Annotated in this window: 29 protein-coding genes; 15 read left to right on the plus strand and 14 right to left on the minus strand. The window is 69.3% G+C overall.

The genetic code is table 11. The features are described from left to right. Position 1: 1 nt before the first annotated feature. The 7 genes from IG65_RS0130350 to IG65_RS0130380 are packed head-to-tail and all read right to left on the minus strand — an operon-like array spanning position 2 to position 4,176. Positions 2-1,816, minus strand: a complete 1,815-nt coding sequence (locus IG65_RS0130350; RefSeq protein ID WP_030518384.1) for a complex I subunit 5 family protein — start codon at positions 1,814-1,816, stop codon at positions 2-4. After that, a complete protein-coding gene (locus IG65_RS0130355) occupies positions 1,816-2,163 on the minus strand; it encodes a sodium:proton antiporter (RefSeq protein WP_030518385.1) in 348 nt (115 codons plus the stop codon). Before IG65_RS0130355 ends, IG65_RS0130350 begins: the two co-directional genes overlap by 1 nt. Then, positions 2,160-2,909, minus strand: coding sequence for a hydrogen gas-evolving membrane-bound hydrogenase subunit E (gene mbhE / locus IG65_RS0130360; RefSeq protein WP_030518386.1), 750 nt, complete (start codon positions 2,907-2,909; stop codon positions 2,160-2,162). The genes IG65_RS0130355 and mbhE overlap by 4 nt, the downstream gene beginning before the upstream one ends. After that, the gene (locus tag IG65_RS0130365; RefSeq protein WP_030518387.1) at positions 2,906-3,148 is read right to left on the minus strand and encodes a DUF4040 domain-containing protein; all 243 of its coding nucleotides are present in this window, start codon (positions 3,146-3,148) and stop codon (positions 2,906-2,908) included. Before IG65_RS0130365 ends, mbhE begins: the two co-directional genes overlap by 4 nt. Then, a complete protein-coding gene (locus tag IG65_RS0130370; RefSeq protein ID WP_030518388.1) occupies positions 3,148-3,444 on the minus strand; it encodes a monovalent cation/H(+) antiporter subunit G in 297 nt (98 codons plus the stop codon). Before IG65_RS0130370 ends, IG65_RS0130365 begins: the two co-directional genes overlap by 1 nt. Continuing rightward, the gene (locus tag IG65_RS0130375; RefSeq protein WP_030518389.1) at positions 3,437-3,688 is read right to left on the minus strand and encodes an MrpF/PhaF family protein; all 252 of its coding nucleotides are present in this window, start codon (positions 3,686-3,688) and stop codon (positions 3,437-3,439) included. The genes IG65_RS0130370 and IG65_RS0130375 overlap by 8 nt, the downstream gene beginning before the upstream one ends. Next, positions 3,688-4,176 (minus strand): Na+/H+ antiporter subunit E, encoded by a 489-nt coding sequence (locus IG65_RS0130380; protein WP_156055851.1) that lies wholly within the window; start codon positions 4,174-4,176, stop codon positions 3,688-3,690. The genes IG65_RS0130375 and IG65_RS0130380 overlap by 1 nt, the downstream gene beginning before the upstream one ends. A 194-nt stretch (positions 4,177-4,370) precedes the next feature. Here IG65_RS0130380 and IG65_RS0130385 point away from each other — a divergent pair, with 194 nt between their 5' ends. Continuing rightward, the gene (locus tag IG65_RS0130385) at positions 4,371-4,817 is read left to right on the plus strand and encodes an ATP-binding protein (protein ID WP_231509528.1); all 447 of its coding nucleotides are present in this window, start codon (positions 4,371-4,373) and stop codon (positions 4,815-4,817) included. A 77-nt stretch (positions 4,818-4,894) separates the two neighbouring features. Here IG65_RS0130385 and IG65_RS0130390 read toward each other — a convergent pair whose 3' ends face one another. Next, positions 4,895-5,863, minus strand: coding sequence for a TIGR03557 family F420-dependent LLM class oxidoreductase (locus tag IG65_RS0130390; RefSeq protein ID WP_030518392.1), 969 nt, complete (start codon positions 5,861-5,863; stop codon positions 4,895-4,897). 260 nt (positions 5,864-6,123) lie between these two features. Between IG65_RS0130390 and IG65_RS35290 the strand changes: the two genes are divergently transcribed. From IG65_RS35290 to IG65_RS0130415, 5 genes are all read left to right on the plus strand, one after another. Beyond that, positions 6,124-6,477 carry an STAS domain-containing protein gene (locus tag IG65_RS35290; RefSeq protein WP_156055852.1) on the plus strand — a complete coding sequence of 118 codons (354 nt, stop codon included), beginning with the start codon at positions 6,124-6,126 and terminating at the stop codon, positions 6,475-6,477. Positions 6,478-6,526: 49 nt separating this feature from the next. Beyond that, positions 6,527-7,921, plus strand: a complete 1,395-nt coding sequence (locus tag IG65_RS0130400; protein ID WP_030518394.1) for an ATP-binding protein — start codon at positions 6,527-6,529, stop codon at positions 7,919-7,921. Next, complete coding sequence (locus IG65_RS0130405) at positions 7,918-9,870, plus strand: VWA domain-containing protein (RefSeq protein WP_030518395.1); 1,953 nt, start codon at positions 7,918-7,920, stop codon at positions 9,868-9,870. The genes IG65_RS0130400 and IG65_RS0130405 overlap by 4 nt, the downstream gene beginning before the upstream one ends. A 251-nt stretch (positions 9,871-10,121) precedes the next feature. Beyond that, complete coding sequence (locus tag IG65_RS0130410) at positions 10,122-10,496, plus strand: PLDc N-terminal domain-containing protein (RefSeq protein ID WP_030518396.1); 375 nt, start codon at positions 10,122-10,124, stop codon at positions 10,494-10,496. Between the two features lie 61 nt (positions 10,497-10,557). Further along, positions 10,558-10,761 carry a hypothetical protein gene (locus IG65_RS0130415; protein WP_030518397.1) on the plus strand — a complete coding sequence of 68 codons (204 nt, stop codon included), beginning with the start codon at positions 10,558-10,560 and terminating at the stop codon, positions 10,759-10,761. Between the two features lie 37 nt (positions 10,762-10,798). On the opposite strand, the gene IG65_RS36270 is transcribed toward IG65_RS0130415, so the two are convergent. Further along, entirely contained in the window at positions 10,799-11,395 is a 597-nt protein-coding gene (locus IG65_RS36270) for a hypothetical protein (RefSeq protein WP_030518398.1), read from the minus strand. 185 nt (positions 11,396-11,580) lie between these two features. On the opposite strand from IG65_RS36270, the gene IG65_RS0130425 reads away from it, so the two are divergent. Together IG65_RS0130425 and IG65_RS0130430 are read left to right on the plus strand one after the other, a co-directional pair. Then, positions 11,581-11,754 carry a CsbD family protein gene (locus IG65_RS0130425; RefSeq protein ID WP_030518399.1) on the plus strand — a complete coding sequence of 58 codons (174 nt, stop codon included), beginning with the start codon at positions 11,581-11,583 and terminating at the stop codon, positions 11,752-11,754. Between the two features lie 237 nt (positions 11,755-11,991). Then, positions 11,992-12,441, plus strand: coding sequence for an STAS domain-containing protein (locus IG65_RS0130430; RefSeq protein ID WP_030518400.1), 450 nt, complete (start codon positions 11,992-11,994; stop codon positions 12,439-12,441). 4 nt (positions 12,442-12,445) lie between these two features. On the opposite strand, the gene IG65_RS36275 is transcribed toward IG65_RS0130430, so the two are convergent. After that, on the minus strand, positions 12,446-12,817 hold the full coding sequence (locus tag IG65_RS36275; RefSeq protein WP_051757235.1) for a hypothetical protein: 372 nt from the start codon (positions 12,815-12,817) through the stop codon (positions 12,446-12,448). A gap of 125 nt (positions 12,818-12,942) precedes the next feature. Here IG65_RS36275 and IG65_RS0130440 point away from each other — a divergent pair, with 125 nt between their 5' ends. From IG65_RS0130440 to IG65_RS0130470, 6 genes are all read left to right on the plus strand, one after another. Continuing rightward, positions 12,943-14,133, plus strand: a complete 1,191-nt coding sequence (locus IG65_RS0130440) for a Zn-dependent alcohol dehydrogenase (RefSeq protein WP_030518402.1) — start codon at positions 12,943-12,945, stop codon at positions 14,131-14,133. A 192-nt stretch (positions 14,134-14,325) separates the two neighbouring features. After that, the gene (locus tag IG65_RS0130445; RefSeq protein WP_030518403.1) at positions 14,326-14,526 is read left to right on the plus strand and encodes a hypothetical protein; all 201 of its coding nucleotides are present in this window, start codon (positions 14,326-14,328) and stop codon (positions 14,524-14,526) included. Between the two features lie 473 nt (positions 14,527-14,999). Next, complete coding sequence (locus IG65_RS0130455; protein ID WP_051757236.1) at positions 15,000-15,608, plus strand: sigma-70 family RNA polymerase sigma factor; 609 nt, start codon at positions 15,000-15,002, stop codon at positions 15,606-15,608. 321 nt (positions 15,609-15,929) lie between these two features. Beyond that, the gene (locus tag IG65_RS0130460; protein ID WP_030518405.1) at positions 15,930-16,325 is read left to right on the plus strand and encodes a hypothetical protein; all 396 of its coding nucleotides are present in this window, start codon (positions 15,930-15,932) and stop codon (positions 16,323-16,325) included. 99 nt (positions 16,326-16,424) lie between these two features. Next, on the plus strand, positions 16,425-17,534 hold the full coding sequence (locus IG65_RS0130465) for a PLP-dependent cysteine synthase family protein (protein ID WP_030518406.1): 1,110 nt from the start codon (positions 16,425-16,427) through the stop codon (positions 17,532-17,534). After that, positions 17,531-18,805, plus strand: a complete 1,275-nt coding sequence (locus IG65_RS0130470) for an MFS transporter (protein ID WP_036526169.1) — start codon at positions 17,531-17,533, stop codon at positions 18,803-18,805. The genes IG65_RS0130465 and IG65_RS0130470 overlap by 4 nt, the downstream gene beginning before the upstream one ends. A gap of 49 nt (positions 18,806-18,854) precedes the next feature. Here the strand turns inward: IG65_RS0130470 and IG65_RS0130475 are convergent, their stop codons facing one another. Then, the gene (locus tag IG65_RS0130475; RefSeq protein WP_030518408.1) at positions 18,855-19,283 is read right to left on the minus strand and encodes a nitroreductase family deazaflavin-dependent oxidoreductase; all 429 of its coding nucleotides are present in this window, start codon (positions 19,281-19,283) and stop codon (positions 18,855-18,857) included. A gap of 123 nt (positions 19,284-19,406) precedes the next feature. On the opposite strand from IG65_RS0130475, the gene IG65_RS0130480 reads away from it, so the two are divergent. Continuing rightward, on the plus strand, positions 19,407-22,151 hold the full coding sequence (locus tag IG65_RS0130480; protein ID WP_030518409.1) for an AAA family ATPase: 2,745 nt from the start codon (positions 19,407-19,409) through the stop codon (positions 22,149-22,151). Between the two features lie 53 nt (positions 22,152-22,204). On the opposite strand, the gene IG65_RS0130485 is transcribed toward IG65_RS0130480, so the two are convergent. From IG65_RS0130485 to IG65_RS0130495, 3 genes are read right to left on the minus strand one after another with little or no spacing between them, the layout of a single operon-like run. Further along, positions 22,205-23,638 carry an MFS transporter gene (locus IG65_RS0130485; protein ID WP_030518410.1) on the minus strand — a complete coding sequence of 478 codons (1,434 nt, stop codon included), beginning with the start codon at positions 23,636-23,638 and terminating at the stop codon, positions 22,205-22,207. 41 nt (positions 23,639-23,679) lie between these two features. Beyond that, positions 23,680-24,495 carry an alpha/beta fold hydrolase gene (locus tag IG65_RS0130490; protein ID WP_030518411.1) on the minus strand — a complete coding sequence of 272 codons (816 nt, stop codon included), beginning with the start codon at positions 24,493-24,495 and terminating at the stop codon, positions 23,680-23,682. Between the two features lie 44 nt (positions 24,496-24,539). Beyond that, entirely contained in the window at positions 24,540-24,908 is a 369-nt protein-coding gene (locus IG65_RS0130495) for a nuclear transport factor 2 family protein (RefSeq protein WP_030518412.1), read from the minus strand. Positions 24,909-25,011 lie beyond the last annotated feature (103 nt).

Below are 25,011 nucleotides of genomic sequence, written 5' to 3' on the forward strand. Positions count from 1 at the left end.
CTCACCCCACCCACAGCAGTCCGATGACGGCCGCGCAGCCGAACACCAGCCACGCCGCGTAGTCGCCCAGATGCCCGCTGTGCAACCGGTGCAGACCCTGCCGCACCGCTATCACCGCGGCCGGTCGAGAATCATTGTCCTCCAGTATGTTTCGTCGGTAAATGCCGAGCAGGGCGAGCGTCACCGCGGCCCCGGCGGACACCAGGCCGAGGATCGTTCCGTGCAGCGTCCAGCTCAGATCCGGCGCGGACTGCGCCGAGACGACTCCCGACAACGCCCGGTCTCGATAGCCGATCCGATCGCAGAATTGCGCTGCCGCCGCGGCCACCTCACGGCCGAATCGTCCCGGAAGTCCGCTCAGCACACCGGCACTCAACAGCGCGAACACCGCCGCGAGCATCGTCGCCGGAATGCGACCGGGCGGGGTGTCGGCATCGGGAGTCTCGTGCGCACCGGTGGTCTCGTCCGCCTCCGATGCCGGCCGGGGTGGACGGCCGACGCCGAAGAATACGCGCAACCCCACCCGCAGCACCGCGGCGCCGGTCAGCGCCGACACCGCGATCACGAGCACGGTCAGCGGTACCGAATGCGCCGACTCCTCCAGCAGCGATTTGCCGAAACCGGTGCCCGACAGCGGAATTCCGCTCAGCATGAGTCCGCCCAGCAGGAACGCCGCGCCCACCACCCGGTGTCGCCGGGCGCGACCGTACAGCCGCACCTCGTCGAGAGATCGATACCGCGACAAGAGGATTCCCGCCATGAGGAACAGCGCGCCCTTCACCGCGGCGTGCCCGGCCAGATACACCGCCGCGGCCGCCACGCCCTCCGGAGTCAATGCGGCCAGGCCGAGCAGGAACAGGCCGATGTGGGCGATGGTCGAATAGGCGAGCAGTCGCTTGATATGGCGCTGCAGGACACACATCACGGTGCCCAGCAGCGCGGTGCACACGGCCAGCACCAGCATCATCCGATGGACGCCCGCGGCCGGCAGCACGGTGTCGAACACGGCCCAATAGACCCGCGCCACACCGTAGATCCCCAGCGGCGCCATCGCGCCCGAGAACAGGACGCACACCGGAGTGGGGGCGACCGCGTGCGCGTCGGCCAGCCAGAAATGAAACGGCACCGCCGCCGCTTTCACCAGCCAGCCCGTCGCGATCAGCCCGAATGCGATGAGCACCAGCGCATCCGGCGTCCGCTGCGACAGCGCGAGGCTCAATTGCGGCAGACCCAGCTGACCGGTTCGCGCGTAGAGCAGTCCGATGCCGAACAGGCACAGATAGGCGCCCAGCGAATTGACGACCGCGAAATTCAAGCCGCCCTGTACGGCTTCGGGCTCCTCGATCTCGAGACCGGTCAGGGCGTACGCGGCCACGCTCATCAGCTCGAAGAAGACGAACATGTCGAACAGGTCGCCGGTGAGGGCGTAGCCCGCCATGCCCGCGGTGAACAGCAACAGCAGCGCCGGATAGTGTGCGCGCACGGTGTCGAAATAGCGCCAGCCGAACAGCAGCGCCGTGGTCGCGAGCACGGCGATCAGCAGCACCATGGCCGCGCCCAGCCGGTCGGCGATCAGCACGATGCCCACCGCGAACCGCGGCCCGGGATGCCAGCCGCCGACCCAGGTCACCACCGCGCCCGACCCCGTCGCGGCCAGCAGCCACCCGGCCAGGATCGCGGTGGCCAATGCGGTGAGCAGCGCGAGGGCGTCGACAAGGCGACGGGGTGCGATCCGCCCGAGGAGCAGCAGTACGCAGGCGCCGGCGATCGGCACCGTGACGATCAGCGGCGGCAGCGCGCTCGCGGAACCGCCCATCAGCCGCGCAGGGCGTGCAGCTCATCGGGCACCACGGTGCCGTGCCGCTTGGCCACCTGGATCACCAGCGCCAGCAGCAGCGCGCTCACCGTCGCCGACACCACGATGTCGGTCAAGGCCATGGCCGGCACCACCGGGTCCACCACCGGCGAACCGGGCGGATCGGCCTGCCCGAAAATGGGCGCGGTCGCCCCCTTCCGATATCCGACGGCGAGCAGCAGCACGTACGTACTCGACTGGGTCACCGATACGCACACCACGGTGTGGACGAGATGGCGGCTGCGGACGACGCCGAACAGTCCCATCAACAGGATCCACCCCGCGACCAGATACGGGAATACGCTCATCTCGCCCCTTCGTCGGCGCCCAGATACTCGTCGAGGAACTGGGCGAGCAGTACGACGATGCCGCTGCCCACCGCGATGCCGACCGCGCAGCTGAACAGTGCGACGGTGCCGGCGGAGAACAGGTGTCCGCTCGTGCCCTTCGGCAGGAAGTTGGACAGGAATCCGGTGCCGGCCGCCAGCCCGGCGGCGCCGAGTGCGAGGACCGCGCCCATGCCGACGGCTTCCCCCGTCTCGTACCAGACCAGCGGCCGGACCCGCCGCAGTGCGCGATAGTCGCCGGCCACATATAAAAGGTGCAGTCCGGTGGCCAGCACCACCCCGCCCTGAAAGCCGCCGCCGGGGGTCAGGTGGCCGTGCACGACGACGTCGGCGCCGATCAGCAAGGTCACCGGCAGCAGGACATAGCCCGCCAGGCGGGTGGCGGCCAGCAGCGGTGGACGCGACGACGGGTCGATCGCCGGACGCGATGGCCGGGGCTGGGAGGTGCGGCGCAGCAGTGTGGCGGCCCCGACCACGGCCGCCACCAGGATGGCTTCCTCGCCGAGGGTGTCGAACCCGCGCTGATCGAAGTTGATGGAGGACACCACATTCGGGCTGTTGCGGTGCAGCGCCTCGGCCACCGCGGCATCGCGGTAGGGGTGGAAGTCGTTGCCGAAACTCGGAATTCGCAGTATCGCGACGATCAGCGCGACACCCAGTCCGAGGGCTCCGGCGGCGACCACCACGAGGCGCGCCCGGGTGCTCACGAGCGTCTCCGCCGGCGCGCCGACCGCACGGCCAGCAACACCATCAGTGGCACCACCGCGGTGCCGACCGCGATCTGCGACAGTGCGACGTCGGGTGCGCCGAGCAGCAGGAACAGTGGCGACAGCAGCGCCCCGTAGACGCCCAGCGTCACCGCTTGGCGCTGCGGGTTCTCGGTGCAGACCACGACGGTGGCCGCCACCGCTACCAGGACCAGTGCGAGGATGATCAGTACGTCCATCACGATTTCCGTTCGCCCAGAACGACATTCAGTTTGCCGATCGCCGCCGACGACACCGGTGCGGTGACCCACAGCAGTGCCGCGGTGAGAGCGACGATCGCGGTGGTGAGACCGGGGCCGTAGTCCAGCAGGACCGCCAGTGTCAGCAGCGGCCCGGTCACCGACGCGAGCATGCCGGGATAGTGCAGCCGCGCGTACACCCCGCGCGGTCGCAGCGCCGACCAGGACGCCGCCACCGCCACCACGACCGCCGCGCCGAGTACGACGCCGGCCGCGATCGTGGCGGGGTCAGTCATCGCCGGCCCCGGTCAGCCGGGTGAACACCAGGGTTCCGGCGAAGGCGAGCAATGCCAGCACCGTCGCCACGATCAGATAATCGGGGCGGCGAACGGCGAGGCTGATCGTGATCAGCGCCAGCACCGCGACTGTTCCGACCATTTGCATTCCGACCAGCCGGTGGGCTGCGATACCGCGCGCGGACAACCAGATTCCCGGCGGCAGGGCACCCGCCAGCAGTGCGATCGAGGCGACGGTCCACATCAGCGTCGCCGGTCCGGGTCGCGGACCGCACGTTGCAGCGCGGACTCGGGCAGCGGCAGGGTGTGCAGCCTGATCCGGGAATGTTCGGGATCGGAGTAGACCACCAGGGAACCGGGTGTCGCCGAGAGCAGAATCGTCGCGGCCGCTTCCCGTCCGTCTTGCTGTGCAGTCGAACCGGTTTGGGGCAAGGGTAATTCGATGAACCGCCCGGCCGGACGCCGGCCGCGCGCCACCAGCGCGAGCGCTCCGGCGCCGTCTCGAACCACGGTGAGGGCGGTGCGCGCCACCCACCGCGGCAACCGGGCCGGGGGCCGCCAACTGCCGCCGACCGCACGTCGCGCCGCGCACGCGGCCACCGCGCACGGCAGCGCCGGCACCGCGGCGGCGATCAACTCCTCCCACGCCGCGACCGTCACCGTGGCTTGCCAGATCAGCACACAGATCAGCCACCAGGCCGCCGCCTCCGCCACGACACCGCCGCGCCGCATCCGCACCTCCTCCTCGGGGTCGCACCGGAACGGCACATACCCGCTCGACCTGCGGGTACCCGGCGATGGCGCCGTCAATCGCGGACCGCCGCCTGCCCGGTCCCCCTCCGACGTTTGGTTCCCCGGATGGCAGGGTATCGGCGACGACGAGCGGAAAAATGCGGAGACGCGCCTGCGGGGCGGAAGGAGAGGACGTGTCCTTGAGCGAGTGGATTTCGCCGTCGGCGGACCCGGCGCCTGCGGGTTCGGTCGTCGGCGTGCGAGTACTCGCCCAAGCGCGCCAGTTGCTCATGCTGCGCGCTCTGGCCGAAACGGTCGCTTTGATGGCCGAATTCGCACTCGACGAGGTGACCGATATCCGGGTGGCGCTGGACGAGATCGCCACCGCGTTGATCGAACGTGCCGTGCCCGGATCGTCGATCGAATGCGATTTCGGCTACGACGGTGACCGGATGTCGGTGGCGGTGACCGCGGTAGCGGTCACGCCGGAGGCGCTGCACCGGGACGGACTGGGCTGGCATGTGCTGACATCAATCACCGACTCGCTCGAGGCCACCACCGCCCCCTTCGATTCGGCGGTGGCCGGCTATCCGGTGACGGTGGAATTCCGGCGGTTGCGCCGGCACGGTAACACCGCCTGAGGATCACCGCACGGGGCACGGCGAGGGTCCGGCAATCGTATTGCCGGACCCCCGAGTTGCGCGCCGGCCGTCGAATTTCAGCTCGCCGGAGTCAATTCGCGCAGGGGGGCATCGAGTTCGCTGCGATAGAAGTCGATGAATCCTTCCGGATCGGGTCCGGCGTTCTGCATCACCAGATGATCGAATCCGGCATCCACATATTGCTGCGCGACTTCCAGATAGCGTTTCGGATCGGAACCGCACGCGAATTGCCCGAGAATATCGTCGCGCCGCACGGTGGTGGTCGCCGCGGCGAAATTCACCGGATTCGGCAGCTCGCTCATCACCTTCCATCCCGTGAGCGCCCAGCGGGTGGTGTCCAATGCGGCCTGCGCCGCGGTCTGTTCGTCGGGGGCCCAGGCCATTCCGACCTCGGCGTAGCCGCCGCCGCGCCCGCCGGCGCCGCGATAGGTGTCGACGATCTGCGCTTCGGGGTCGGTCGCGAACAGCCCGTCGCCGAGTTCGGCGGCGAGGCGGGCGGCGTCGGGGCCACCGGCGGCGACGATGATATCGGGCAGCCGCTCGGGCAGATCGAACACCCGCGCGTCCGAAATCGACAGGTACTCACCGCGATACGTGTGATACCCACCGCGCCAGAGCAGCCGGATGATCTCGAGGGCCTCGCGCAACATGCGCTGGCGGATATCGATCGGCGGAAACTCCCGGCCCACCACGTGTTCGTTGAGCCGCTCACCGGAGCCGACCCCGAGGTCGAAGCGTCCGTCCGACACCAGCGCCAAGGTGGCAGCGGCCTGCGCCACGATCGCCGGGTGATACCGGATGGTGGGGCAGGTGACGCCGGTGACCAGGCGGATGCGTTCGGTGCGTTCGGCGATGGCGCCGAAGACCGTCCAGGTGAAGGGCGAGTGGCCCTGATTGTCGAGCCACGGATGATAGTGATCGCTCATTTCCACGAAGTCGAATCCGGCCGCCTCGGCACGAATCGCCTGTCGGATCAGTTCGCGCGGTCCATAGGATTCCGACGCCAGTTTGTAACCGATCTGCATTGCGGGGGCTCCTCACATGCGTGGGACAGTCGAGTCTCGGCTACCCAGCGTCGCGGTCGGCAACCGTACGCCGACGGGCTATACAGACCGCTTCGTCTTTGTTAGAAATGTGACAGCGGGATTTGCCTCGAAAAAGCGGGGCACTGCACATGTCGATTTCGCCTGGGAGATCGCACATGAAGACGAACGCCACATTCCGAATCGGTCATCACCGTTCCCTTCCCGTCCCGGGTCGCCCCGAGGCCCGGCTCAGTGCGATCATGCGCACCCACGGAGCCGCGGTCGTCCTGTCGGTGCGAGGCGAGGCCGATGCGTGCACTCTCGATGATTGGCGCCGCCTCGTACACGAGGGTGCGGCGCTCGCGGCAGCCCACGGCGGGCCGCTGGTCGTGGATACCGGCGGCCTCGGCTTCCTGGGTTGGCGCGCACTGGTCGCGCTGGCCGAGGAAGCCGCCGACCAGCGTCGACGTGGTGTCGCGATCTGCCTGGTCAGCCGCATGCCGACGATCGCGCGGATGGCGGCGGTCGACCCGCTGACCGCCGATTTGCCCATCCATTCCACCGTGGTCGGCGCCTTGCACAGCCTGCCCGCCCCGCCCGCCGCCGCGAAGTGAGCCGACACAATCGTTGTCGGACTCGCAAGATCGTCGTAGCGTCGCTGGGGTGAGTGTTCCTCAGCATCTGCCCGCCACCGCGGGCGAACTGCGCGCCGCCGGTTATCAGCCGCGCGGGGTGAAATCCGAAATCCGCGAGAACCTTCTCGCCGCACTGCGATCCGGGACCGATCCGTGGCCCGGCATCGTCGGCTTCGACCGCACCGTCGTCCCGCAACTGGAGCGGGCGCTGCTCGCCGGCCACGACGTGGTCCTGCTCGGCGAGCGCGGCCAGGGCAAGACCCGGCTGCTGCGCACCCTGGTGGGGTTGCTCGACGAATGGACGCCGGTGATCGACGGCGCCGAACTCGGCGAACATCCGCTGGCACCGATCAGCCCGGCGGGCCGGCGACTCGCGGCCGAACTGGGCGACGACCTGCCGGTGGCGTGGCGTCACCGCAGCGAACGCTACGCCGAGAAGCTCGCCACGCCCGACACCTCGGTCGGCGACCTGATCGGCGATGTCGACCCGGTGAAGGTGGCCGAGGGCCGCAGCCTGGGCGATCCGGAAACCATCCACTTCGGGCTGGTCCCGCGCGCCCACCGCGGCATCGTCGCCATCAACGAATTGCCCGACCTCGCCGAACGGATCCAAGTCGCGCTGCTGAACGTGATGGAGGAGCGCGACATCCAGGTGCGCGGCTACACGCTGCGGCTGCCGCTGGACGTGCTGCTGGTCGCCACCGCCAACCCGGAGGACTACACCAACCGCGGCCGCATCATCACTCCGCTCAAGGACCGGTTCGGCGCCGAGATCCGCACCCACTATCCGCTCGACGTGGAGGCCGAGACCGCGCTGGTGCGTCAGGAGGCCGAGCTGGTCGCCGAGGTCGGCGATCCGCTGCTCGAGGTTCTGGCCCGCTTCGTGCGCCAGCTGCGGGAATCGCCGGCCGTCGATCAGCGCTCCGGTGTCTCGGCGCGCTTCGCGGTGGCGGCTGCCGAGACCGTGGCCGCCGCCGCACTGCGCCGGACCGCGCTGACCGGTGAACATCCCGCCGTCGCCCGCCCGGTTGACCTGGAGTCGGTGCCCGCGGTGCTGCGCGGCAAGGTGGAATTCGAATCCGGCGAGGAGGGCCGCGAAACCGAGCATCTCACCCATCTGCTGCGGCGCGCCTTCGCCGAGACGGCACGCCGCCGGTTGGCCGGGGTGGATCTGCGGCCGCTGGCCGAGGCGGTGAGCGCCGGCCATCCGGTCACCACCGGTGAACGGGTGCCGGGCCAGGAGGTGCTCTCGGCGCTGCCCGAGCTGCCGGTGCTGGCGCGGGTGGCCGAGCGGCTCGGCACCCGGTCGACCGATTCGCCGGCGCGTATCGCCGCGGCCGTCGAATTCGCTTTGGAGTCACTGTATTTGAGTCGTCAGCTGGCCAAGGACTCCGACGACGGCACAGCGACCTACGGCTCATGACGACTCCCGACCGCTACTCCTACGGCCCCTATCACGACGGTCCCGATCCGCTGGCGCCGCCGGTCGATCTCCGGGAGGCGCTGGATTCCATCGGCCGCGACGTGATGGACGGCAGCTCCCCGCGCACCGCCCTGGAGGAGCTGCTGCGCCGCGGCACCGGCCGCACGCCCGGGCTGGACGAGCTGACCCGGCGGTTGTGGCAACGCCGTGCCGAGCTCACCCGGCAGCACCGCCTCGACGGCACCTTGCAGCAGGTGCGGGAACTGCTCGACCAGGCATTGGAGGCCGAACGCACCGCGCTGTTCCCCGACCCGGCCGATGATGCCCGCTTCGCCGAGGCGCAACTCGACGCGCTGCCGTCGAGTACCGCCGCCGCGGTGACCGAACTTGCCGACTACCAGTGGCGCTCGGAGACGGGGCGCGCCAACTACGAGCAGATACGGGAACTGCTCGGCCGCGAACTGCTCGACTCCCGCTTCCAGGGAATGAAGCAGGCGCTCGAGAATGCCACGCCCGAGGATGTCGAGCGGGTGCGGCAGATGATGTCGGATCTGAACCGGCTGCTCGCCGCCCACGCCCGCGGCGAGAACACCGAGCGGCAGTTCGCGGAGTTCATGGCCGAACACGGCGAGTTCTTTCCCGAAAACCCCCGCAACACAGAGGAATTGATCGACGCGCTGGCGGCGCGGGCGGCCGCCGCGCAGCGGATGATGAATTCGCTCTCGCCGCAGCAGCAGGCGGAGTTGAGCGAACTGATCGGCCAGGCCTTCGGCGATCCGCGTATCGCCGAACAGGTTTCGGCGCTGGATGCCGCGCTGCGCGCGCTGCGTCCGGGTGAGGACTGGGATTCGGGGCAGCGATTCCGGGGCCAGGACCCGCTCGGTCTCGGCGAGGGCGCACAGGCGATGCAGGATCTGGCCGAAATGGACGCGCTGGCCGAACAACTCGGCCAGTCCTATCCCGGCGCCCGGCTCGAGGATATCGACCTCGACGCCCTGACCCGTCAGCTCGGTGCCGACGCCGCCGTCGACGCCGCGCGGCTGGCCGAGCTGGAACGCGAACTGCGCCGCCAGGGTCTGTTCGAACGCGCCCCCGACGGGTCGCTTCGCTTGACCCCCAAGGCGTTACGCCGTCTCGGTGAGGTGGCGCTGCGCGATGTGATCGGGCGGTTGCGCGCTCAGCGCGGACAGCGGGAGACGGTGACGGCCGGGGCGGCCGGCGAACACACGGGCGCGACGCGGCCGTGGCGCTTCGGCGACACCGAACCGTGGGATGTGTCGAAGACCGTGCGCAACGCGGTTCTTCGGTCGGCGTCGACGGGGAGCCGCCGGGTATCGCTGTCGGTCTCGGATGTCGAGATCATCGAAACCGATCAGCGCTCCCGCGCGGCGGTGGCCCTCTGCGTCGACACGTCGTGGTCGATGGTGCAGGACGGACGCTGGCTGCCGATGAAGCGGACCGCCCTGGCGCTGCATCAGCTGATCAGCACCCGATTCCGTTCCGACGCACTGGAAGTCGTGACCTTCGGCCGCCACGCCACCACGGTCGACATCGCGGAACTGACCGGCCTGGAAGCGGTCTGGGAACAGGGCACCAACCTGCACCACGCCCTGTTGCTCGCCGCCCGCCACCTGCGCCGCCACCCCGACGCGGTGCCGGTGGTCCTGGTGGTCACCGACGGCGAGCCCACCGCCCACCTGGAACCCGACGGCAGCTCGTATTTCAACTGGCCGCCCGACTCCCGGACCCTCGCGGTCACCATGGCCCAGGTCGACGTCCTCGCGAAGCTCGGTGCGTCGGTCTCGGTGTTCATCCTCGGCGAAAACTTCAGGCTCGCCGCGTTCGTCGACCTGATGGCACGCCGCAGCGGGGGCCGCGTCATCGCCCCGGATCTCGACGGCCTGGGTGCGGCAGTGGTGTCGGACTACCTGAGCGGGCGGCGCCGATAGCGTCGACAGGACGAATGCTGTGGTTCGCGGTGGCGCCGCTCGCGTCGCCGCCGTGAGCCCAGCGGCGTGCGGGTTTCCCGTCACGGGCAGGAGTCCGGTGGCGTCGCACACGAGCTCACCCGCAACGGGTGAAGCGCCGCACGGGGTCCGAGGCGTGAACTGGTCGGCGTACCGCGGTGGTTGCTGCCGGTGGAAGCACGGTCGCGGGAAGCCGTTCGGAGGAAGCCGGACGCTGTCATCGAGGAGACGTCATGCCCGTGTGGGATGTGTTCTGGCTGATCATCATGAGTTTCGCGTTCGCCGCGTATCTGATGCTGCTGTTCTGGATCTTCACCGATCTGTTCCGGGATCGCGGCACGTCGGGCTGGGTGAAGGCGGTGTGGGTGGTGTTCATGTTCGTGCTGCCGCTGCTCACCTCGCTCGTCTACCTGATCGTGCGTGGCGGCGGCATGGCGCAGCGTTCGGCTCGGGCGGCGAAGGAGACCGAGGAGGCGCAGAACGCCTACATCAAGGAGGTGGCCGGAACCAATACGGCCACCCAGATCGCCGACGCCAAACGGCTCCTCGACGAGGGCACGATCACCGCGCAGGAGTTCGAGCAGCTGAAGAGCCGCGCCCTGGCCTGAGCCGCGGTGACGACGGGGTGCCTGCGGCACCGCACGGCACAGGGGATCGAGAGGCGGTGCGGTGCGCTACGAATTCATCGTCGCCGGGGAGCTGTCCGGCGACATCTGCGCCGAATTTCCCGAACTGGCCCGCAGTAGCGTGGCCGCGCCCGGCACCACCGCGCTGTTCGGCCCGCTCGAGGACTACACCGCGATGCGCAGCGTGCTGGCCCGCATCGATGCCCTGGGACTGACGTTGATCGAGATGCGCCGACTGCCGGATTGAGGCAACACGTGCGACGGCCTTCGGCCGACGTCGGCGCTCAGGAGTGCCCGTGTCCCACGTGCGGGCTGATCCGCCGCCATTCGCGCTCCCATTCGCCGGCCCGGCGCCGATCCAGTGCGTAACCGGCGCTACGGGCCAGTGCGTAGGCCAGCGCCCAGCAGGCGAGCAGGGCGGCCGTGCCGGTGGCGATGCCCTTGGCGACCGCGGCGTCGTCGGCGATCGGCGGTGTGGTCGGATCACCGTGGGTGGTGAGCCACAACGGGATCCGGTCGCCGCGATGCGTGGTGCCGTCGACGTCGACCATCGCCTGGCCCGGTTGGCCGTCGCGGCTCCACTGCGCCTCGGCGCGGAGCTGATCGGCGAACATGCCGCTGGGTGCCGGCATCCGGATCGGATCGCTCGTAACCTCCGCTGTCACAGCGGTTTTCATGGCGTTGTCCGCGTGGATCGAGGCGAGTTCGGCCCGATACTGGGCGGTGCCGGCGGCGACGGCCAGCAGGATCGCGGCGAACGCGCCCACCACCAGTGCGAGCCGCAGCGCCTGTTCGAAGCGGTCGGCGCGGCGCATCAACGGTGAGCGGGTCCACGGCGCGATCCGTCCGGCCCGCAGCACCGCGTAGGTAGTACGCACCATTTCACTCTCCCACCACAACCGGCAGAGGCACGGTCGGAGAATAACCGTTCCCGCCCCGGACAAACGGCGTTCGGAGTGGATCTTCGCCACGATCGGCCACATGTTTGACCCGCACCTGCGTGGTTATCGCCATCAATGCGACCCGCATCGTGCGGGTGGTCCGGCAAATTCGGAAGGAGCACGGTATGAGTGCCATCGATAAGGCCAAGAACAAGCTCGAGGACGCCGCCGGCCAGGCGAAGGAGAAGCTCGGTGCCGCCACCGGCGATCCCGACAAGAAGAACGAGGGCAAGGCCGATCAGACCAAGTCGAACCTGAAGGACGCGGGCGAGAAGGTCAAGGACGCCTTCGATCACTGATCTCGTCCGGCACAACTCCTCGTCCCGGGGCCCGGACCGGTGCAGCAGATGCGCCCGGTCCGGGCCTCGCCGCGTTTCGCGGCGCTTGCGGCACATACGCTGGAGCTGGGCTTATGCCGTTTCGGCTGTACAGACCGCTGTGTGTCTGTTATGAAGGAGAGGCGGGTCGGTCTTCAAGTGGTAGGACGCCCGCAGCGGGCTCGCGCCCGTTGCCCTCGGCTCCGGTTGGAGACCTCAATGAGCTCGAGCGCCGAATTACGTTCCGTAACCCCCGCCGGTGAATCCGGCACCTCTCGCGTCGCCGAGGCGCGCCTGTCCGCGGTGGTGCGCACCCGCGGCCCGGCGCTGGTGCTGTCGTTCCGCGGTGAGGCCGACAGCTACACGATGCCCGGATGGTCTGAACGCATACGTGCCGCTGCCGAAAGCGGTATGCGCATCGTGGTGATCGACACCAATTGCCTGAGCTTCTTGTCCTGGCGCTCCCTGCTGACACTGGCCCGCGAAGCCGAGCATTACCGGTCCGCGGGCGTGCATCTGTGCCTGGTCACCCAGTCCCGGACGATCATGCGGATCGCCGAACTGAATTCGGTGACCCGGCAACTGCCGATCCATTCGACGGTCGTGAGCGCGGTCAGCCGTGCGCTGCACGACGTGACCGGGCCCGCGATCGCCGCCACCCCCGGGTGAGTCGCTACTCGTCGGGCAGCGGGAAATAGGAGTCGTCGGTGCCGGATTCGCGCCGCACGATCTCCTCTACGGCCTCGGTGTCACTCGCGCCGCCGGGTGATCCGGTGCGGATCGAATCCAGGCCTTCGGTCGCACCGGATTCCGGAAGCGCCGGCTCGGCGGGCGGCCTGGTCCCCACATCGGGTTCCTCTTCGGCCAGACGTTGCGAGAGTGGCCGTTCGGTGCGCTGCTCGCCGGCCGTCATGCCGTAGCTGTCGACGCCCGACCAGTCGTCGGGCGGTTCCACGATCTCGTCGCCGTCGTCGTTGCCCACATCGTCGGAATCCAGTCCCTCGGTCGAGGTGAGCAGGTCTTCGTCGGATTCGTTTCCAGCCATGTGCTCCGCGTGCCCCCAATCGCCTGCCGCAAACCGTCGGCGGCGCGCCCGTTCGTTTGGCCATCCGGGCGGCGGGTAGGCCGACGGTGGCCGTATCCAGCACAAATGCAGATCGAGGTGACACGATGAAAGCAGTGACGTGGCAGGGCCGCCGCAAGATTTCGGTGGACGAGGTGCCCGACCCGCGGATCGAGGAACCGACCGATGCCATCATTGCCGTGACCTCCTCGGGTGTGTGCGGGTCCGATCTGCACCTCTACGAGGTGCTCGGCCCGTACATGAGTGCCGGTGACGTTCTCGGCCACGAGCCGATCGGGGTGGTGGTCGACGTCGGCTCGGAAGTGCGGTCGCTGTCGGTGGGTGACCGGGTGGTGGTGCCGTTCCAGATCGCCTGCGGGCACTGTGTCATGTGCGATACCGGTTTGCCGACGCAGTGCGAGACCACCCAGGTGCGCGAATACGGCAGCGGCGCAGCCCTGTTCGGATATTCCAAGCTCTACGGGCAGGTGCCGGGCGCGCAGGCACAGTACCTGCGGGTTCCGCACGCCGATTTCACCCACATCCCGATTCCGGCCGGTCCCGACGACAGTCGCTTCCTGTATCTGTCGGATGTACTCCCGACGGCGTGGCAGGCCGTGGAATACGCCGGCGTGCCCGACGGCGGCTCGGTGGCGGTGCTGGGGCTGGGTCCGATCGGGGATATGGCGTGCCGGATCGCCGCCCATCGCGGATACCGGGTGATCGGTGTGGACCGGGTGCCGGAACGATTGCACCGGGTGGCCGATCGCGGTGTGGAGGTGGTCGATCTGGAACAGATCGGCGCCTCGATCGGGGATGTGATCCGCGACCGCACCGACGGGCGGGGCCCCGACAGTGTGGTCGACGCGGTGGGTATGGAGGCGCACGGATCACCGGTCGCGGAAATGGCGCAGCGCTCGGCCGGCTATCTGCCGGCGATGGTGTCGCAGAAGCTGATGGATACCGTCGGTGTGGACCGGCTCGCGGCATTGAACAGCGCCATCGACATCGTGCGGCGCGGCGGCACGATCTCGCTGTCCGGGGTCTACGGCGGGATGGCCGACCCGTTGCCGATGCGCATCCTGTTCGACAAGCAGATTCAGCTGCGGATGGGCCAGGCCAACGTCAAGCGGTGGGTGGGTGACATCCTTCCGCTCCTGCAGGACGGTGATCCGCTGGGGGTGGAAACCTTTGCCACCCATCGGCTTCCGCTGTCGGAGGCGCCGCGGGTGTATCACGACTTCCAGCGCAAGGCCGACGGCATGGTGAAGGTGGTGCTCGACCCGGCCGCCGCGTGATCGCGGCCGTGGTCCTCGGCCTCGGTGTCCGAATTGCCTGGTGCCGCAAGATATTTACGTGTCCGACCAGTGCTTTCGCAATCGGTCGAGATCTCGGCGCATAGCCTCGGGAGGCCCGGGTAGAGCCTCTGATGTGGCCGGGCAGTACGCCGGTCGCGATCGAAGAGGTCCCTACTGCGAAGGAGGTCCGCAATGGCCGACCAGAACAATCCCGGACAGTTCGGCAACCGCAGCGACACCGAGGAACAGGCTCGTCGCGGCGGACAGGCCAGCACGGGTAGCTTCGGCCAGCGCAACGCCGCCGATCCGCACGAAGCCGGGCGCAAGGGTGCCCAGGCGCAGCCGACCGCGGCCAAGCAGGCCGGCGGTCAGCACAGCCACGGCGGTCGCTGACCCGAATCGCTACGACGGACTCGACAGCGTAGGCCGGACCGATCGATCCGGCCTACGCGGCTGTCGGGACCCGCACACCGCGATGTCCCTAGCCGCCGGATAGGTCTTCGCGGCATTCCGCGAGGCGGGTGTGACAACCGTCGGGCTCGGATTCACGCCTGAGTAGGCGCCGGGGACGGAGCCCGGAAAGCTGTCGAAATCCTCGGTTGGCGCGGCGGCTCCGATCGCGGAATTTCGACGTTCTCGAGATTGTTCCATTTTTGTGGTTAACATCTGGCACTCAGCTTTCGATGCTAGATATGTCGTTGATTATGACGACACCTCTCGGCCGGTTCCAGCGGCTCGGATCGGGTATCACGCGTTCGGCCGCGAGCATCGGCGCTCGGTGGCGCAAGGAGTGAACAGGGCGATTCGGCGACAAAGCCGATTCTCACCGCAGGTAACGACTATCCCGCGAAACGAAACGGTGTGCGATGGACATCGATCAGCGTTACCGTCAGAGTAGTTCGACCCCCATCACGGCAGCGGAGCTGGCTACCTTGCTGCACAAGTCCGCGGCCGGGGACGCCGAATCCTTCGCCGCCTTCTATCGCAGCACCAATTCCCGCCTGATGGCACGGTTGACCGCTATTCTGCGCAGCCCCGGATTGGCTCAGGAGGTGAGCCAGGAGGTCTATCTGCAGGCGTGGGCCGCGGCCGGCGAATACGACGCCGGGCGGGCCAGCCCGATGGCCTGGCTGATGATGTTCGCGCACCGGCGTGCGGTCGACCGGGTGCGCTCGGAACAATCGCTGGCGGACCGGGAACGCGCGTTCGGTCGCAATCAGTATCAGCCGGAATGCGATGTGGTATTCGACGAGGTGACGCAGCGGCTCGACGAGCGGTCGGTCGCGGGGGAGGTGCACCGGCTGGGTCATCGCCAGCGGGAGGCGATCCTGCTCGCCTTCTACGGTGGCCGCACCTATCCGGAGGTGGCGCAGGATCTGGGTATCCCGCTGCCTACCGCGAAGGCCCGTATCCGGGCCGGATTGAAAACGCTCGGTTCCAGACTTTCGGAGAAGTCGCGCGACGAGACGAAGTGAGCGCAGCCGGTTCCCGGCAGTTGGTATTTCTACCCCCTAGGGGTATATTGCGAGGTGTCGCTTCGGCGGCGGCCGCCTTCTCGGCGGCTATGATCTACTAGTTACGTACATAAGTAGTAGATGTAAACGAGGCTACGGTGGCGGTCCCCATTGCTGGGACGGCCACCGGTCCGGTGTTCGGCAGCGCCGTGCGAAGGTGTTGCGCGGCAAAGACACTCGCGGTGAGGAGGCTGGGTTGGTGGATCGGTGTCCGACCCGGCCCGTGCCCCGGCACCGTGGCTGTTCGCTGCTGCGGGCGCCCGAGCGGCGGGTGCGAACGCGGTGAGTTCCGTGCTTCGGCCGCGGCGAGGTGTCGCAGCCCTGATCTTCGTCTTCCTCCTCACTCTCGTCGCGCTGCATACCGATTGCACGGTCGCCGAGGCGGAGACATCCGGCGCCGCTGTCTCCTCCGCCGCCGCGAAATCGGCACTCGTCCACCTCGGTTCCCATCTGCCCGCCTGGGACGACTGCTGTGCGCACGACCGGCACATGGTGCTGGACTCGGTGCTCCCGGCCGATCCGGCGAAACTCTGGCCACCGGGCCATCTGTGGGCTGCGGTGGAGCCCGCCACCGCAGCCACGTGGCATTTTCTCGCGACCGCCGTGCGCGGACCACCCGGCCCGCCGCCGCGCACCGGTCGCGACATTCTGACGCATTTCGGTATCGCCCGCCGCTGATCGGTCAGCGACAGGCCGCCGGCCCCCATGCCGGCGGCCGGTGTCCGCTGCCCGCATCCGTCCCGCCCGCACCGGGCGGAGATACCGAAAGCGACAGTCATGGACGACATCGTGCTCGACCACCCACAGCCGATTCCGGCAGCACCGATCCCGGCGCAGCGCCCGCGTGGCCTGGTGGGCAATACACCGGTGCTGTGGATCGGCGAACCGCTGAGCGGTCGCGGCCGCGGCTTCTGGGCCAAACTCGAAGGCGCCAATCCGGGCGGTATGAAAGACCGCCCGGCGCTGCACATGGTGCGCCGCGCCGAACATCGCGGCGATCTGCGCCCCGGCGCGCGCATCGTCGAATCATCCAGCGGCACCTTGGGATTGGGCCTCGCGCTGGCGGGGATGGTGTATGCGCATCCGGTAACCGTGGTCACCGACCCCGGCATGGAACCGATGGTGGCGCGACTGCTGCGGGCCTACGGCGCGCAGGTGGAGACGGTCACCGAGCCGCATCCGGCCGGCGGCTGGCAACAGGCGCGCCGCGATCGGGTCGCGGCTCTACTGGCCGCCGAACCGGAGGCCTGGAGCCCCGACCAGTACAGCAATCCCGACAATGTGGACGGCTACGAATCGCTGGCCCTGGAAATGGTGCAGCAATTGGGCCGCGTCGATGTGCTGGTGTGCGCGGTCGGGACCGGCGGGCATTCCGCGGGCGTGGCGCGGGTGCTGCGCCGGAACAATCCGCGGCTGCGGCTGATCGGCGTCGACACCGTGTCCTCGACGATTTTCGGTCAGCCGGCCGGGCCGCGCCTCATGCGTGGGCTCGGCTCGAGCATCCATCCGCGCAACGTCGACTACGCCGCCTTCGACGAAATCCATTGGGTGGCACCGGCCGAGGCGGTGTGGGCCTGCCGGACGCTGGCCGCCACCCATCACGCCAGCGGCGGCTGGAGTGTCGGCGCGGTGGCGCTGGTGGCGGGCTGGGCCGCGCGCGTGCACGACACCGGCACCCGGATCGCCGCCGTCTTTCCCGACGGGCCGCACCGCTACGCCGACACCGTCTACAACGACGCCTACTGCGACGAACACGGTCTGCTCGATGCCGATCCGCCCGTCGAGCCCGACACGATCGGCCATCCCGGCGAGCGAGTGGTGACCTCGTGGACTCGCTGCACCACCGTCGTCGACCCCCGCACCTTCGACCCGGAGCCCGCCGCATGAGTCTCCTCGCCCGATTCCGCAGCTTCGACCCGGCGGCTCGGCTGCTGATGATCAACCAGTTCGGCATCAACCTGGGCTTCTACATGCTCATGCCGTACCTGGCCGGATATCTCGCCGGGCCGATCGGTCTGGCGGCGTGGGCGGTCGGGCTGGTGCTGGGCGTGCGCAACTTCTCCCAGCAGGGCATGTTCCTCGTCGGCGGCACGCTCGCCGACCGGCTCGGCTACAAACCGCTCATCGTGGCGGGTTGTCTGCTGCGCACGGCGGGATTCGCTCTGCTGATCTTCGCCACCTCCCTGCCGATGCTGCTGATCGCCTCGGCCGCAACGGGTTTCGCCGGTGCGCTGTTCAATCCGGCAGTGCGCGCGTACCTGGCCGCGGAGACCGGTGAACGCCGGGTCGAGGCATTCGCGGTCTTCAACATCTTCTATCAGGCCGGTATCCTCGTCGGTCCGCTGGCCGGGCTCGCCCTGCTGGTCACCGACTTCCGGGTGACCGCCGCGGCCGCCGCCGTGGTCTTCGCGGTGCTGACGCTCGCGCAACTGTTCGCGCTGCCGCCGCGGCGGGCGGGCGATCCCGCAGTGCGCACGACGGTGCTCGAGGATTGGCGGACCGTACTCGCCAACCGGCGATTCCTGGCCTTCGCCGTCGCGATGATCGGCTCGTACGTGCTGTCGTTCCAGGTCTATCTGGCGCTGCCGTTGCAGGCCGAATATCTGAGCCCCGCCCACGCGCAGGCGTTGACTTCGGCGTTGTTCGTGGTGTCGGGGGTCGTCGCGGTGGCTGGGCAGCTGCGCATCACCGCATGGTTTCGCCGCCGGTGGGGGACCGGCCGCGGTCTCGTGGCCGGCATGGGCGTGCTGGCCGCGTCCTTCCTGCCGCTGCTGCTGATACCGGGGCCGCGGCCGTTCGGCACGGTGGCTGCCGTTGCGGCGCTGCTGATTTCGGCGGCGATTCTGGCGGTCGGGACCGCGGCGGTCTTCCCGTTCGAAATGGATACGGTGGTCTCGCTGTCCGGAGGCGCACTCGTGGCCACCCACTACGGGTTGTACAACACGGTGGTCGGAGTCGGGATACTGACCGGCAACCTCGTCACCGGCGTGGTGGTCGACGCCGCGCGGTCGGCCGGACTCGACGCGCTGGTGTGGGGCGGCTTCGCCGCGATCGGGGCGCTCGCGGCCGTCGCGCTGGCCGTGCTCGAGCGGACGGCACGCGCGCAATCCGCTGGGGGAGAGATGGTTTCGACGGAGTCGGTGCGCGAATCCGCCTGATCGGCGGTGGCCGGTACACGTCCGCAGCCGCGGACGAGTACCGGACCGGTCATGCGCGTCGCAGTTCCAGCACCGGAATGGTGCGGATGCCTTCGGTTTTGCGGGCGTAGCCGGCGAATCCGGGATAGCGGCGGGCCTGTTCGGCGAAGATCCGGTCGCGGCGCTCACCGGTCACCTCCGTCACCGACACCGGATAGCGGTCGGTGCCGCGTTCGATCTCCGCCGACCCGGCGGTGGTCAGGTTGTAGTACCAGTCCGGATTGGTCGGAGCCCCGGCCTTGGACGCGAAAACGTAGATGGCGTCGGGATTCTCCTCGTCGGCCAGGTACATCATCGGTGTCACCAGTTCGCTGCCGGATTTGCGGCCGCGGTGATGCACCAGCACCATCGGCGCGCCCTCGAAATCGCCGCCGACGCGGCCCTCGTTGGCTCGAAATTCCTCGATGATCGCGGTGTTCCAATCGCTCATGAGCTGCATTCTGCTGTCGAACCGGCGGCCGCGGCGGGAGGCGCGCACGTGGGAATACCGGTGATGCGCGGTATGCGATCATCGGTCCGGTGTTCGTGATCCATTTCGTGGCGGCCGCCACCCCGCGGTCCCATGGCTGAGCTGTACGGGCGCGCGGCCGATACCGCGGCGATCGCCGCCCTGCTGGACCGGGCCCGCGCGGGGGAGAGCGGCTGGCTGGTGCTGCGCGGCGAACCCGGAATCGGTAAAACCGCCCTGCTCGACCACGCCGCCGACCTCAGCGGCGACCTGCGGGTGCTGCGCGGCGCGGGGGTGGAAATCGAGGCCGAACTTCCGTTCGCCGGACTGCAGTTGCTGCTGCGGCCGGCGCTGGCACATCTGCCCGCCCTGCCGGTGCGCCAGCGGGCGGCGCTGGAGGCGGCCCTGCGCCTCGGCGACGATCCCGGCGGCGATGCGATGCTGGTCGGATTGGCGGTGTTGTCGCTGCTCACCGAATACGCCGGCGATACCGGGCTGGTCTGCCTGATCGACGACGCGCAATGGCTCGACCGTGCCTCACTGGACACGATCCTGTTCGCCGCCCGACGGCTGTACGCCGAGGGGGTCGTGATCATCCTCGCCGCCCGCGACGGTGCCGCGTTCGCCCGGGCCGCCGACCTGCCCGAACGGCGCATCGCCGAGCTCGACTCCGAGGCCGCCGCCGCGCTGCTCGACCGTCGCGAACTGCCCGCCGGGGTACGCCGGCAGGTCCTGGCCGAGGCACAGGGCAATCCGCTGGCATTGCTCGAATTGGCCGATGCCACCCGCGGCGAGGGTCCCGGCGCGGCCCATCCCGCCGCGCTGGCGTTGACCGATCGCTTGCAGCTGGCCTTCCACGGCCAGGTGAGCCGGATGCCGAAGTCGACGCAGGACGTGCTGCTGATCGTCGCGGCCGAGGAGTCCGGCGAATTGTCGGCGGTATTGCGCGCCGCGGCGGCCGTCGGCGCCGGAATCGACGATCTGGCCCCGGCCGAGGAGGCAGGACTGCTGGTGCGCGGTGAGACGGCGGAGACGATCGCCTTCCGCCATCCGCTGATCCGGGCCGCCGTGTACCAGCGAGCCCCGCTGGGACAGCGAGTGGCCGCGCACCGCGCACTGGCGGCCGCGCTCGACGGTCCCGCCGACGCCGACCGCCGCGCCTGGCACGCCGCCGCGGCGGCCACCGACCAGGATGCGGACGTCGCTGCGGCCCTGGAGGATACGGCCGCGCGTGCGCTCGCCCGCAGTGGCCACGAAGCGGCGGCCGCGGCCTACGAACGCGCCGCCCGGCTCACCGCGGAGCCCGGATTGCGCGCGCACCGTGAGGCGCTGGCCGCCCAATCCGCCTTGAACGCGGGCGATCTGGAGCTCGCCGCGGGGCTCGCCCGCCGTGCGGCCGGAAGAGCGGGTGCGACAATCGAATTGCGCGCTCGCCTCGCGCATGTCGAAGGCCTCGCGCACTTCTGGCAGGGCCGTTTCGCGGAGGCGGACGCCCTGCTGCGCGACGGCGCCGCGCAGGTCGCCGACCGCGATCCCACACTGGCGGCGACCATGCTCGTCCAGGCCCTGCACACCGGCTGGTACCTGGGCGAACAGCATGTCCGCGACTGCGTGGCGCAGTTGACCGCCGTGCCGCTGGCCGACACGGATCCCCTGCGTCCGGTCGTGACCTATATGGCGAGCGTTCTGGATCCTCGCGACACCGCCGGCGCGCCACCGGAATTGACGCAAACGCTGGAAGAATCCGCGCGGCGCGGACCGATACCGGATCAGGTGCGGCTGATGCTGTGCGGCGTGGCGCTGGCCAGCGGCCAGGATGCCGCCGTCTATGGTCCGGCCGATGCGCTGACCCGGGACTATCGCAGCAACGGTGCCGCGGGCCGGCTGCCGACCACGTTGTTCTTCGCCGCCGAAGTGGAGATCTTCACCGGTCGTCTGCGCGATGCGCGAACCACCGCGGCCGAGGCGCTGCGGCTGGCCGAAGATCTGGGCCAGCGCCAATGGGTCAGCCAGCTCAGCAGCGTCCTCGCGCATATTCATGCCGCCGAGGGCGACGAGCAACGGTGCCGGCAGTACGCCGAGGCGGGGCTCGCCGACAGCACACCGGGTTCCGTCTCGCCCGGTGCGGCGTGGGCGCATTGGTCGCTCGGGTTGCTCGAACTCGGTTCGGGCCGAGCCGAATCCGCGCTGTCGCGCTTCGAGCGGCTGACCCGCGACCCGCTGCGCCATCACCTGTGCGCGATGCGCTCGATACCCGATCTGGTCGAGGCGGCGGTGCGGGTCGGCGCCGCCGGCCGGGCCGAACCCCACGCCGATCGGCTCGCCGACTGGGCCGAGGTGGTCCGGCAGCCATGGGCCGAGGCGCTCGTCTTGCGTTGCCGCGCACTGCTGTCCGACGACGACAGCGCCGAAGCGCACTTCACACGGGCGCTGGGGCTGCACGACCGCGAGGCGCGTCCGGTCGAATACGCCCGCACCGCGCAACTCTACGGCGAATGGTTGCGCCGGGCCCGCCGCAAGAGCGAGGCGCGAACGGTGCTGACCGAGGCGCTGGACATGTTCGAGCGAATCGGCATGCGCCCCTGGGCCGAACGCGCCCGCACCGAACTCGTCGCGACCGGCGCCGCCCCGGGAGGGCCCGGCACACAATCGGATTCGCGACCTCCCGCGGTAACGGGTCTCACCCCGCAGGAATTGCAGATCGCTCGCCTCGCCGCCCAGGGCCTGTCCAATCGGGATATCGCCGCCCAGTTGTTCCTCAGTCATCGCACCGTCGGCTACCACCTCTACAAGGCGTACCCGAAACTCGGGGTGACCTCGCGCGGCGAGCTGAAAACCATTGCGGAGCAACTGCATTGACGGATGCGGACATGCCGCGGCCCCCGGTGGCGAACACCGGGGGCCGCGAATGTCTACTTGCGGAGGCGGGGGGACGGGAGCAGTTGCACCAGCACCGCGGTGAGCAGGCACAGCAGCGCCATCGGCACCAGGCTCGCGACGAACGCCGGCACGAATCCGCCGGGCGCCGCGAGCCGGTCGTAGAAGACGATGCCGACCACCGCGATCCCGACCGCGCCACCGACCTGCTGTGCGGTGGCCAGCACGCCCCCTGCGGCGGCCGCGTGCTCCGGCGTCACGCCCGCCAGCACGATGCCGGGCATCGGCACCAGCGCCAGGCCCATCCCCGCCCCCGCGACGATCATCGCCGGCAGCAGGTCGAGCACCGAACCGCTGCCGCCGAGCTCGTGCGCGGTGAGCGCGAGGAGCAGATATCCGCCGGCCTGCAGCACCGCTCCGACGGCGACGACCTGCCGCCCGATCCGTGCCGCCATTCGCTCCGACAGCATCGAGGTGCACAGGTACGCCGCGCCCAGCGCGAGGAACAGCAGGCCCGACCCCAGGGCCGACAGGCCGCGCCCCTGTTGCAGATACAGCGCCAGGAACAGGAAGAACGATCCCATGGTCATCTGGTAGCTCAGCGCGATGATCGAACCGACCGCGAACGAGCGTTCGGCGAACAGGGCGGGATTCACCAGCGGCTCCCCGCCGCGGGCCGCCGATCGCCGTGCCGCGGCGACGAAGACGGCGACCAGCACGGCCGCGGTGGCCAGTGAGATCCAGGTCCACAGCGGCCAGCCCTGTTCCCGGCCCTGGATCAGCGGCAACACCACCGCCACCAGGGCGGTCGCGATCAGGCCGACGCCGAGCCGGTCCAGCCGGGTGCCGCCGTCTCCGCGTGATTCGGGCACCAGCCGGGCCAGCACCGCGAGGGTGAGCGCACCCACCGGCACGTTGATCCAGAAGATGGTGCGCCAGCCCAGTCCGAACAGATCGGCCTGGATCAACAGTCCGCCGATCAGCTGGCCGAAGACCGCGGCCAGGCCCATCGCAAGCCCGTAGGCGGCGAAGGCGCGCACTCGGCGCGCGCCGGTGAACACCACGCTGATGATGCCCAGAACCTGCGGCATCAGCAGCGCCATCCCGGCGCCCTGCGCGATCCGGGCGACGACCAGTTCGCCGGTGCCCCCGGCCAACGCGCAGGCCAGCGATGCGACGGTGAACACCGCCATGCCCAGGCCGTAGAGCCGGCGGCGGCCGTAGAGGTCACCGAGTCGCCCGCCGGTGATCAGTCCGGCCGCGACCGCCAGGCCGTAGCCGGCGACCACCCACTGCATGGTGGCGCTGCTCGCGTGCAGATCGGCCTGGGTGTCGGGGATCGCGACGTTGACGATGAAGAAGTCCAAAGTGGCCATGAAGATCCCGGCCAGCAGGACGAGCAGGGTGGCGCGTGCGGGTGGTGCGCTCGCCGGGCGGGTGCCGGGGGCGAGCAGGGTGGGTGTGGACATGGGTGTTCCTCGGTGATTGTGCTGCGGGACAAGGGTTTCGCTCAGCCCTTGACGAATTCCAGGAGATCGTTGTTGAACTCGGCGGCGTGCGAGGTGTAGAGGCCGTGACCGGCGGTCGGGTACTCCTTGTAGACGGCATTCGGCATCAGTTCGGCGGTGCGCCGGCCGGTGACCTCGGCGGGCGCGGAGAAGTCCAGGGCGCCGTGCACGATCAGCGCGGGAACCGTGATGCCGCGCAACGCTTCCCGGTTGTCGCAGTGGAAGACCGCCTGCTGCATGTGCAGCGTCGCCCACGGCGCGGTGGACAGGCACTGACGGTAGGTGATGTCGACCTGTTCCGGCGAGACGTCCGGGTTGAGGTGGGTGTTGAAGTAGATCTGCGACTGGCGGGCCAGCCACCGGCCGCGATCGGTGCGCACACTGTCCAGCAGCGCGTCGAGCATCGCCTCCGGGATGCCGTCGGGGTTGTCGTCGGTGGCCTTCATGAAGGGCAGGATCGCCGCGAGGAAAACCACTCGGGCGACGCGGCTTTCACCGTGGCGGGCCAGATACCGGGCGATCTCCGCTCCGCCGGTGGAGTGCCCGACCAGGGTGGCGCCGCGCAGGTCGAGATGATCGAGCAGGGCACCGAGATCGTCGGCGGTGGTGTCGATGTCGTAGCCGGTGGACGGGCGATCCGAGCGGCCGTGGCCGCGCCGGTCCAGGGCGATGCAGCGGTAGCCGCGGTCGGCGAAGTACGGAATCTGGTACTCCCACATCTCGGTGTTGAGCATGGCGCCGGCGACGAAGACGATCGGCTCGCCCGTGCCGTAGTCCTCGTAGGCGAGGGTGGTTCCGTCGGTGGTGGTGAAGTACATGACCGGTCCTTTTCTGGGAGGGGGAGAGAAGTGTCGGGGAGGGATCAGGCGCCGGTGGGCACCTTGTCGAGGAAGCCGAGGATCTGGCGGATGCGGCCGTCGTCACCGAGCACGGCGACGTCGAAGCCGATCACCAGCGGCTCCTCGCCGGGCCGGCCCAGGTGCCAGGTGAAGCGGGCGATGCCGTGGTGGCTGTCGATCGGGCCGCCGAGACCGAATTCCAGTCCGGCGAACTGCTGTTGAACGGCGGCGACGGCCGCGTCGAGGCCGGCGTGACCGCGCACCGACACCAGCGGATCGGTGTACTCGGCGTCGTCGGTGAGCAGGTCGGCGATCTGCGCGGCGCGGGCGGTGGGATCGGTCTCGTTCCAGACGGCGAGGTAGCGTTCGACCAGGTCGTTGATGTCGCTCACGGGATTCTCCCTAAGTTTGTAGGTGTCTGGGGTTGGTGCCCTGGATGCCCAGAGCGGTGGGGTGTAGCTGATGGGTTTTTGCCTTGTTCGAGGCTCCGAAGGA

Origin of the sequence: Nocardia sp. NRRL WC-3656 (assembly GCF_000720265.1) — a bacterium.
Lineage (GTDB): Bacteria > Actinomycetota > Actinomycetes > Mycobacteriales > Mycobacteriaceae > Nocardia > Nocardia nova.

Excerpts from the sequence above, each read along its gene's own strand:
- IG65_RS0130375 (WP_030518389.1), bottom strand. The coding sequence starts at position 3,688 with ATGTGGACCGTCGCCTCGATCGCACTGCTGGCGGGTGCCCTGCCGCCG.
- IG65_RS0130355 (WP_030518385.1), bottom strand. The coding sequence starts at position 2,163 with ATGAGCGTATTCCCGTATCTGGTCGCGGGGTGGATCCTGTTGATGGGA.
- IG65_RS0130410 (WP_030518396.1), top strand. The coding sequence starts at position 10,122 with ATGCCCGTGTGGGATGTGTTCTGGCTGATCATCATGAGTTTCGCGTTC.
- IG65_RS0130440 (WP_030518402.1), top strand. The coding sequence starts at position 12,943 with ATGAAAGCAGTGACGTGGCAGGGCCGCCGCAAGATTTCGGTGGACGAG.
- IG65_RS0130390 (WP_030518392.1), bottom strand. The coding sequence starts at position 5,863 with ATGCAGATCGGTTACAAACTGGCGTCGGAATCCTATGGACCGCGCGAA.
- IG65_RS0130465 (WP_030518406.1), top strand. The coding sequence starts at position 16,425 with ATGGACGACATCGTGCTCGACCACCCACAGCCGATTCCGGCAGCACCG.
- IG65_RS0130455 (WP_051757236.1), top strand. The coding sequence starts at position 15,000 with ATGGACATCGATCAGCGTTACCGTCAGAGTAGTTCGACCCCCATCACG.
- IG65_RS35290 (WP_156055852.1), top strand. The coding sequence starts at position 6,124 with ATGCGCACCCACGGAGCCGCGGTCGTCCTGTCGGTGCGAGGCGAGGCC.
- IG65_RS0130475 (WP_030518408.1), bottom strand. The coding sequence starts at position 19,283 with ATGCAGCTCATGAGCGATTGGAACACCGCGATCATCGAGGAATTTCGA.
- IG65_RS0130425 (WP_030518399.1), top strand. The coding sequence starts at position 11,581 with ATGAGTGCCATCGATAAGGCCAAGAACAAGCTCGAGGACGCCGCCGGC.
- IG65_RS0130480 (WP_030518409.1), top strand. The coding sequence starts at position 19,407 with ATGGCTGAGCTGTACGGGCGCGCGGCCGATACCGCGGCGATCGCCGCC.
- IG65_RS0130485 (WP_030518410.1), bottom strand. The coding sequence starts at position 23,638 with ATGTCCACACCCACCCTGCTCGCCCCCGGCACCCGCCCGGCGAGCGCA.
- IG65_RS0130470 (WP_036526169.1), top strand. The coding sequence starts at position 17,531 with ATGAGTCTCCTCGCCCGATTCCGCAGCTTCGACCCGGCGGCTCGGCTG.
- IG65_RS0130430 (WP_030518400.1), top strand. The coding sequence starts at position 11,992 with ATGAGCTCGAGCGCCGAATTACGTTCCGTAACCCCCGCCGGTGAATCC.
- IG65_RS0130370 (WP_030518388.1), bottom strand. The coding sequence starts at position 3,444 with ATGACTGACCCCGCCACGATCGCGGCCGGCGTCGTACTCGGCGCGGCG.
- IG65_RS0130365 (WP_030518387.1), bottom strand. The coding sequence starts at position 3,148 with ATGGACGTACTGATCATCCTCGCACTGGTCCTGGTAGCGGTGGCGGCC.
- IG65_RS0130445 (WP_030518403.1), top strand. The coding sequence starts at position 14,326 with ATGGCCGACCAGAACAATCCCGGACAGTTCGGCAACCGCAGCGACACC.
- IG65_RS0130405 (WP_030518395.1), top strand. The coding sequence starts at position 7,918 with ATGACGACTCCCGACCGCTACTCCTACGGCCCCTATCACGACGGTCCC.
- IG65_RS0130350 (WP_030518384.1), bottom strand. The coding sequence starts at position 1,816 with ATGGGCGGTTCCGCGAGCGCGCTGCCGCCGCTGATCGTCACGGTGCCG.
- IG65_RS0130380 (WP_156055851.1), bottom strand. The coding sequence starts at position 4,176 with ATGCGGCGCGGCGGTGTCGTGGCGGAGGCGGCGGCCTGGTGGCTGATC.
- IG65_RS0130490 (WP_030518411.1), bottom strand. The coding sequence starts at position 24,495 with ATGTACTTCACCACCACCGACGGAACCACCCTCGCCTACGAGGACTAC.
- IG65_RS36270 (WP_030518398.1), bottom strand. The coding sequence starts at position 11,395 with ATGGTGCGTACTACCTACGCGGTGCTGCGGGCCGGACGGATCGCGCCG.
- IG65_RS36275 (WP_051757235.1), bottom strand. The coding sequence starts at position 12,817 with ATGGCTGGAAACGAATCCGACGAAGACCTGCTCACCTCGACCGAGGGA.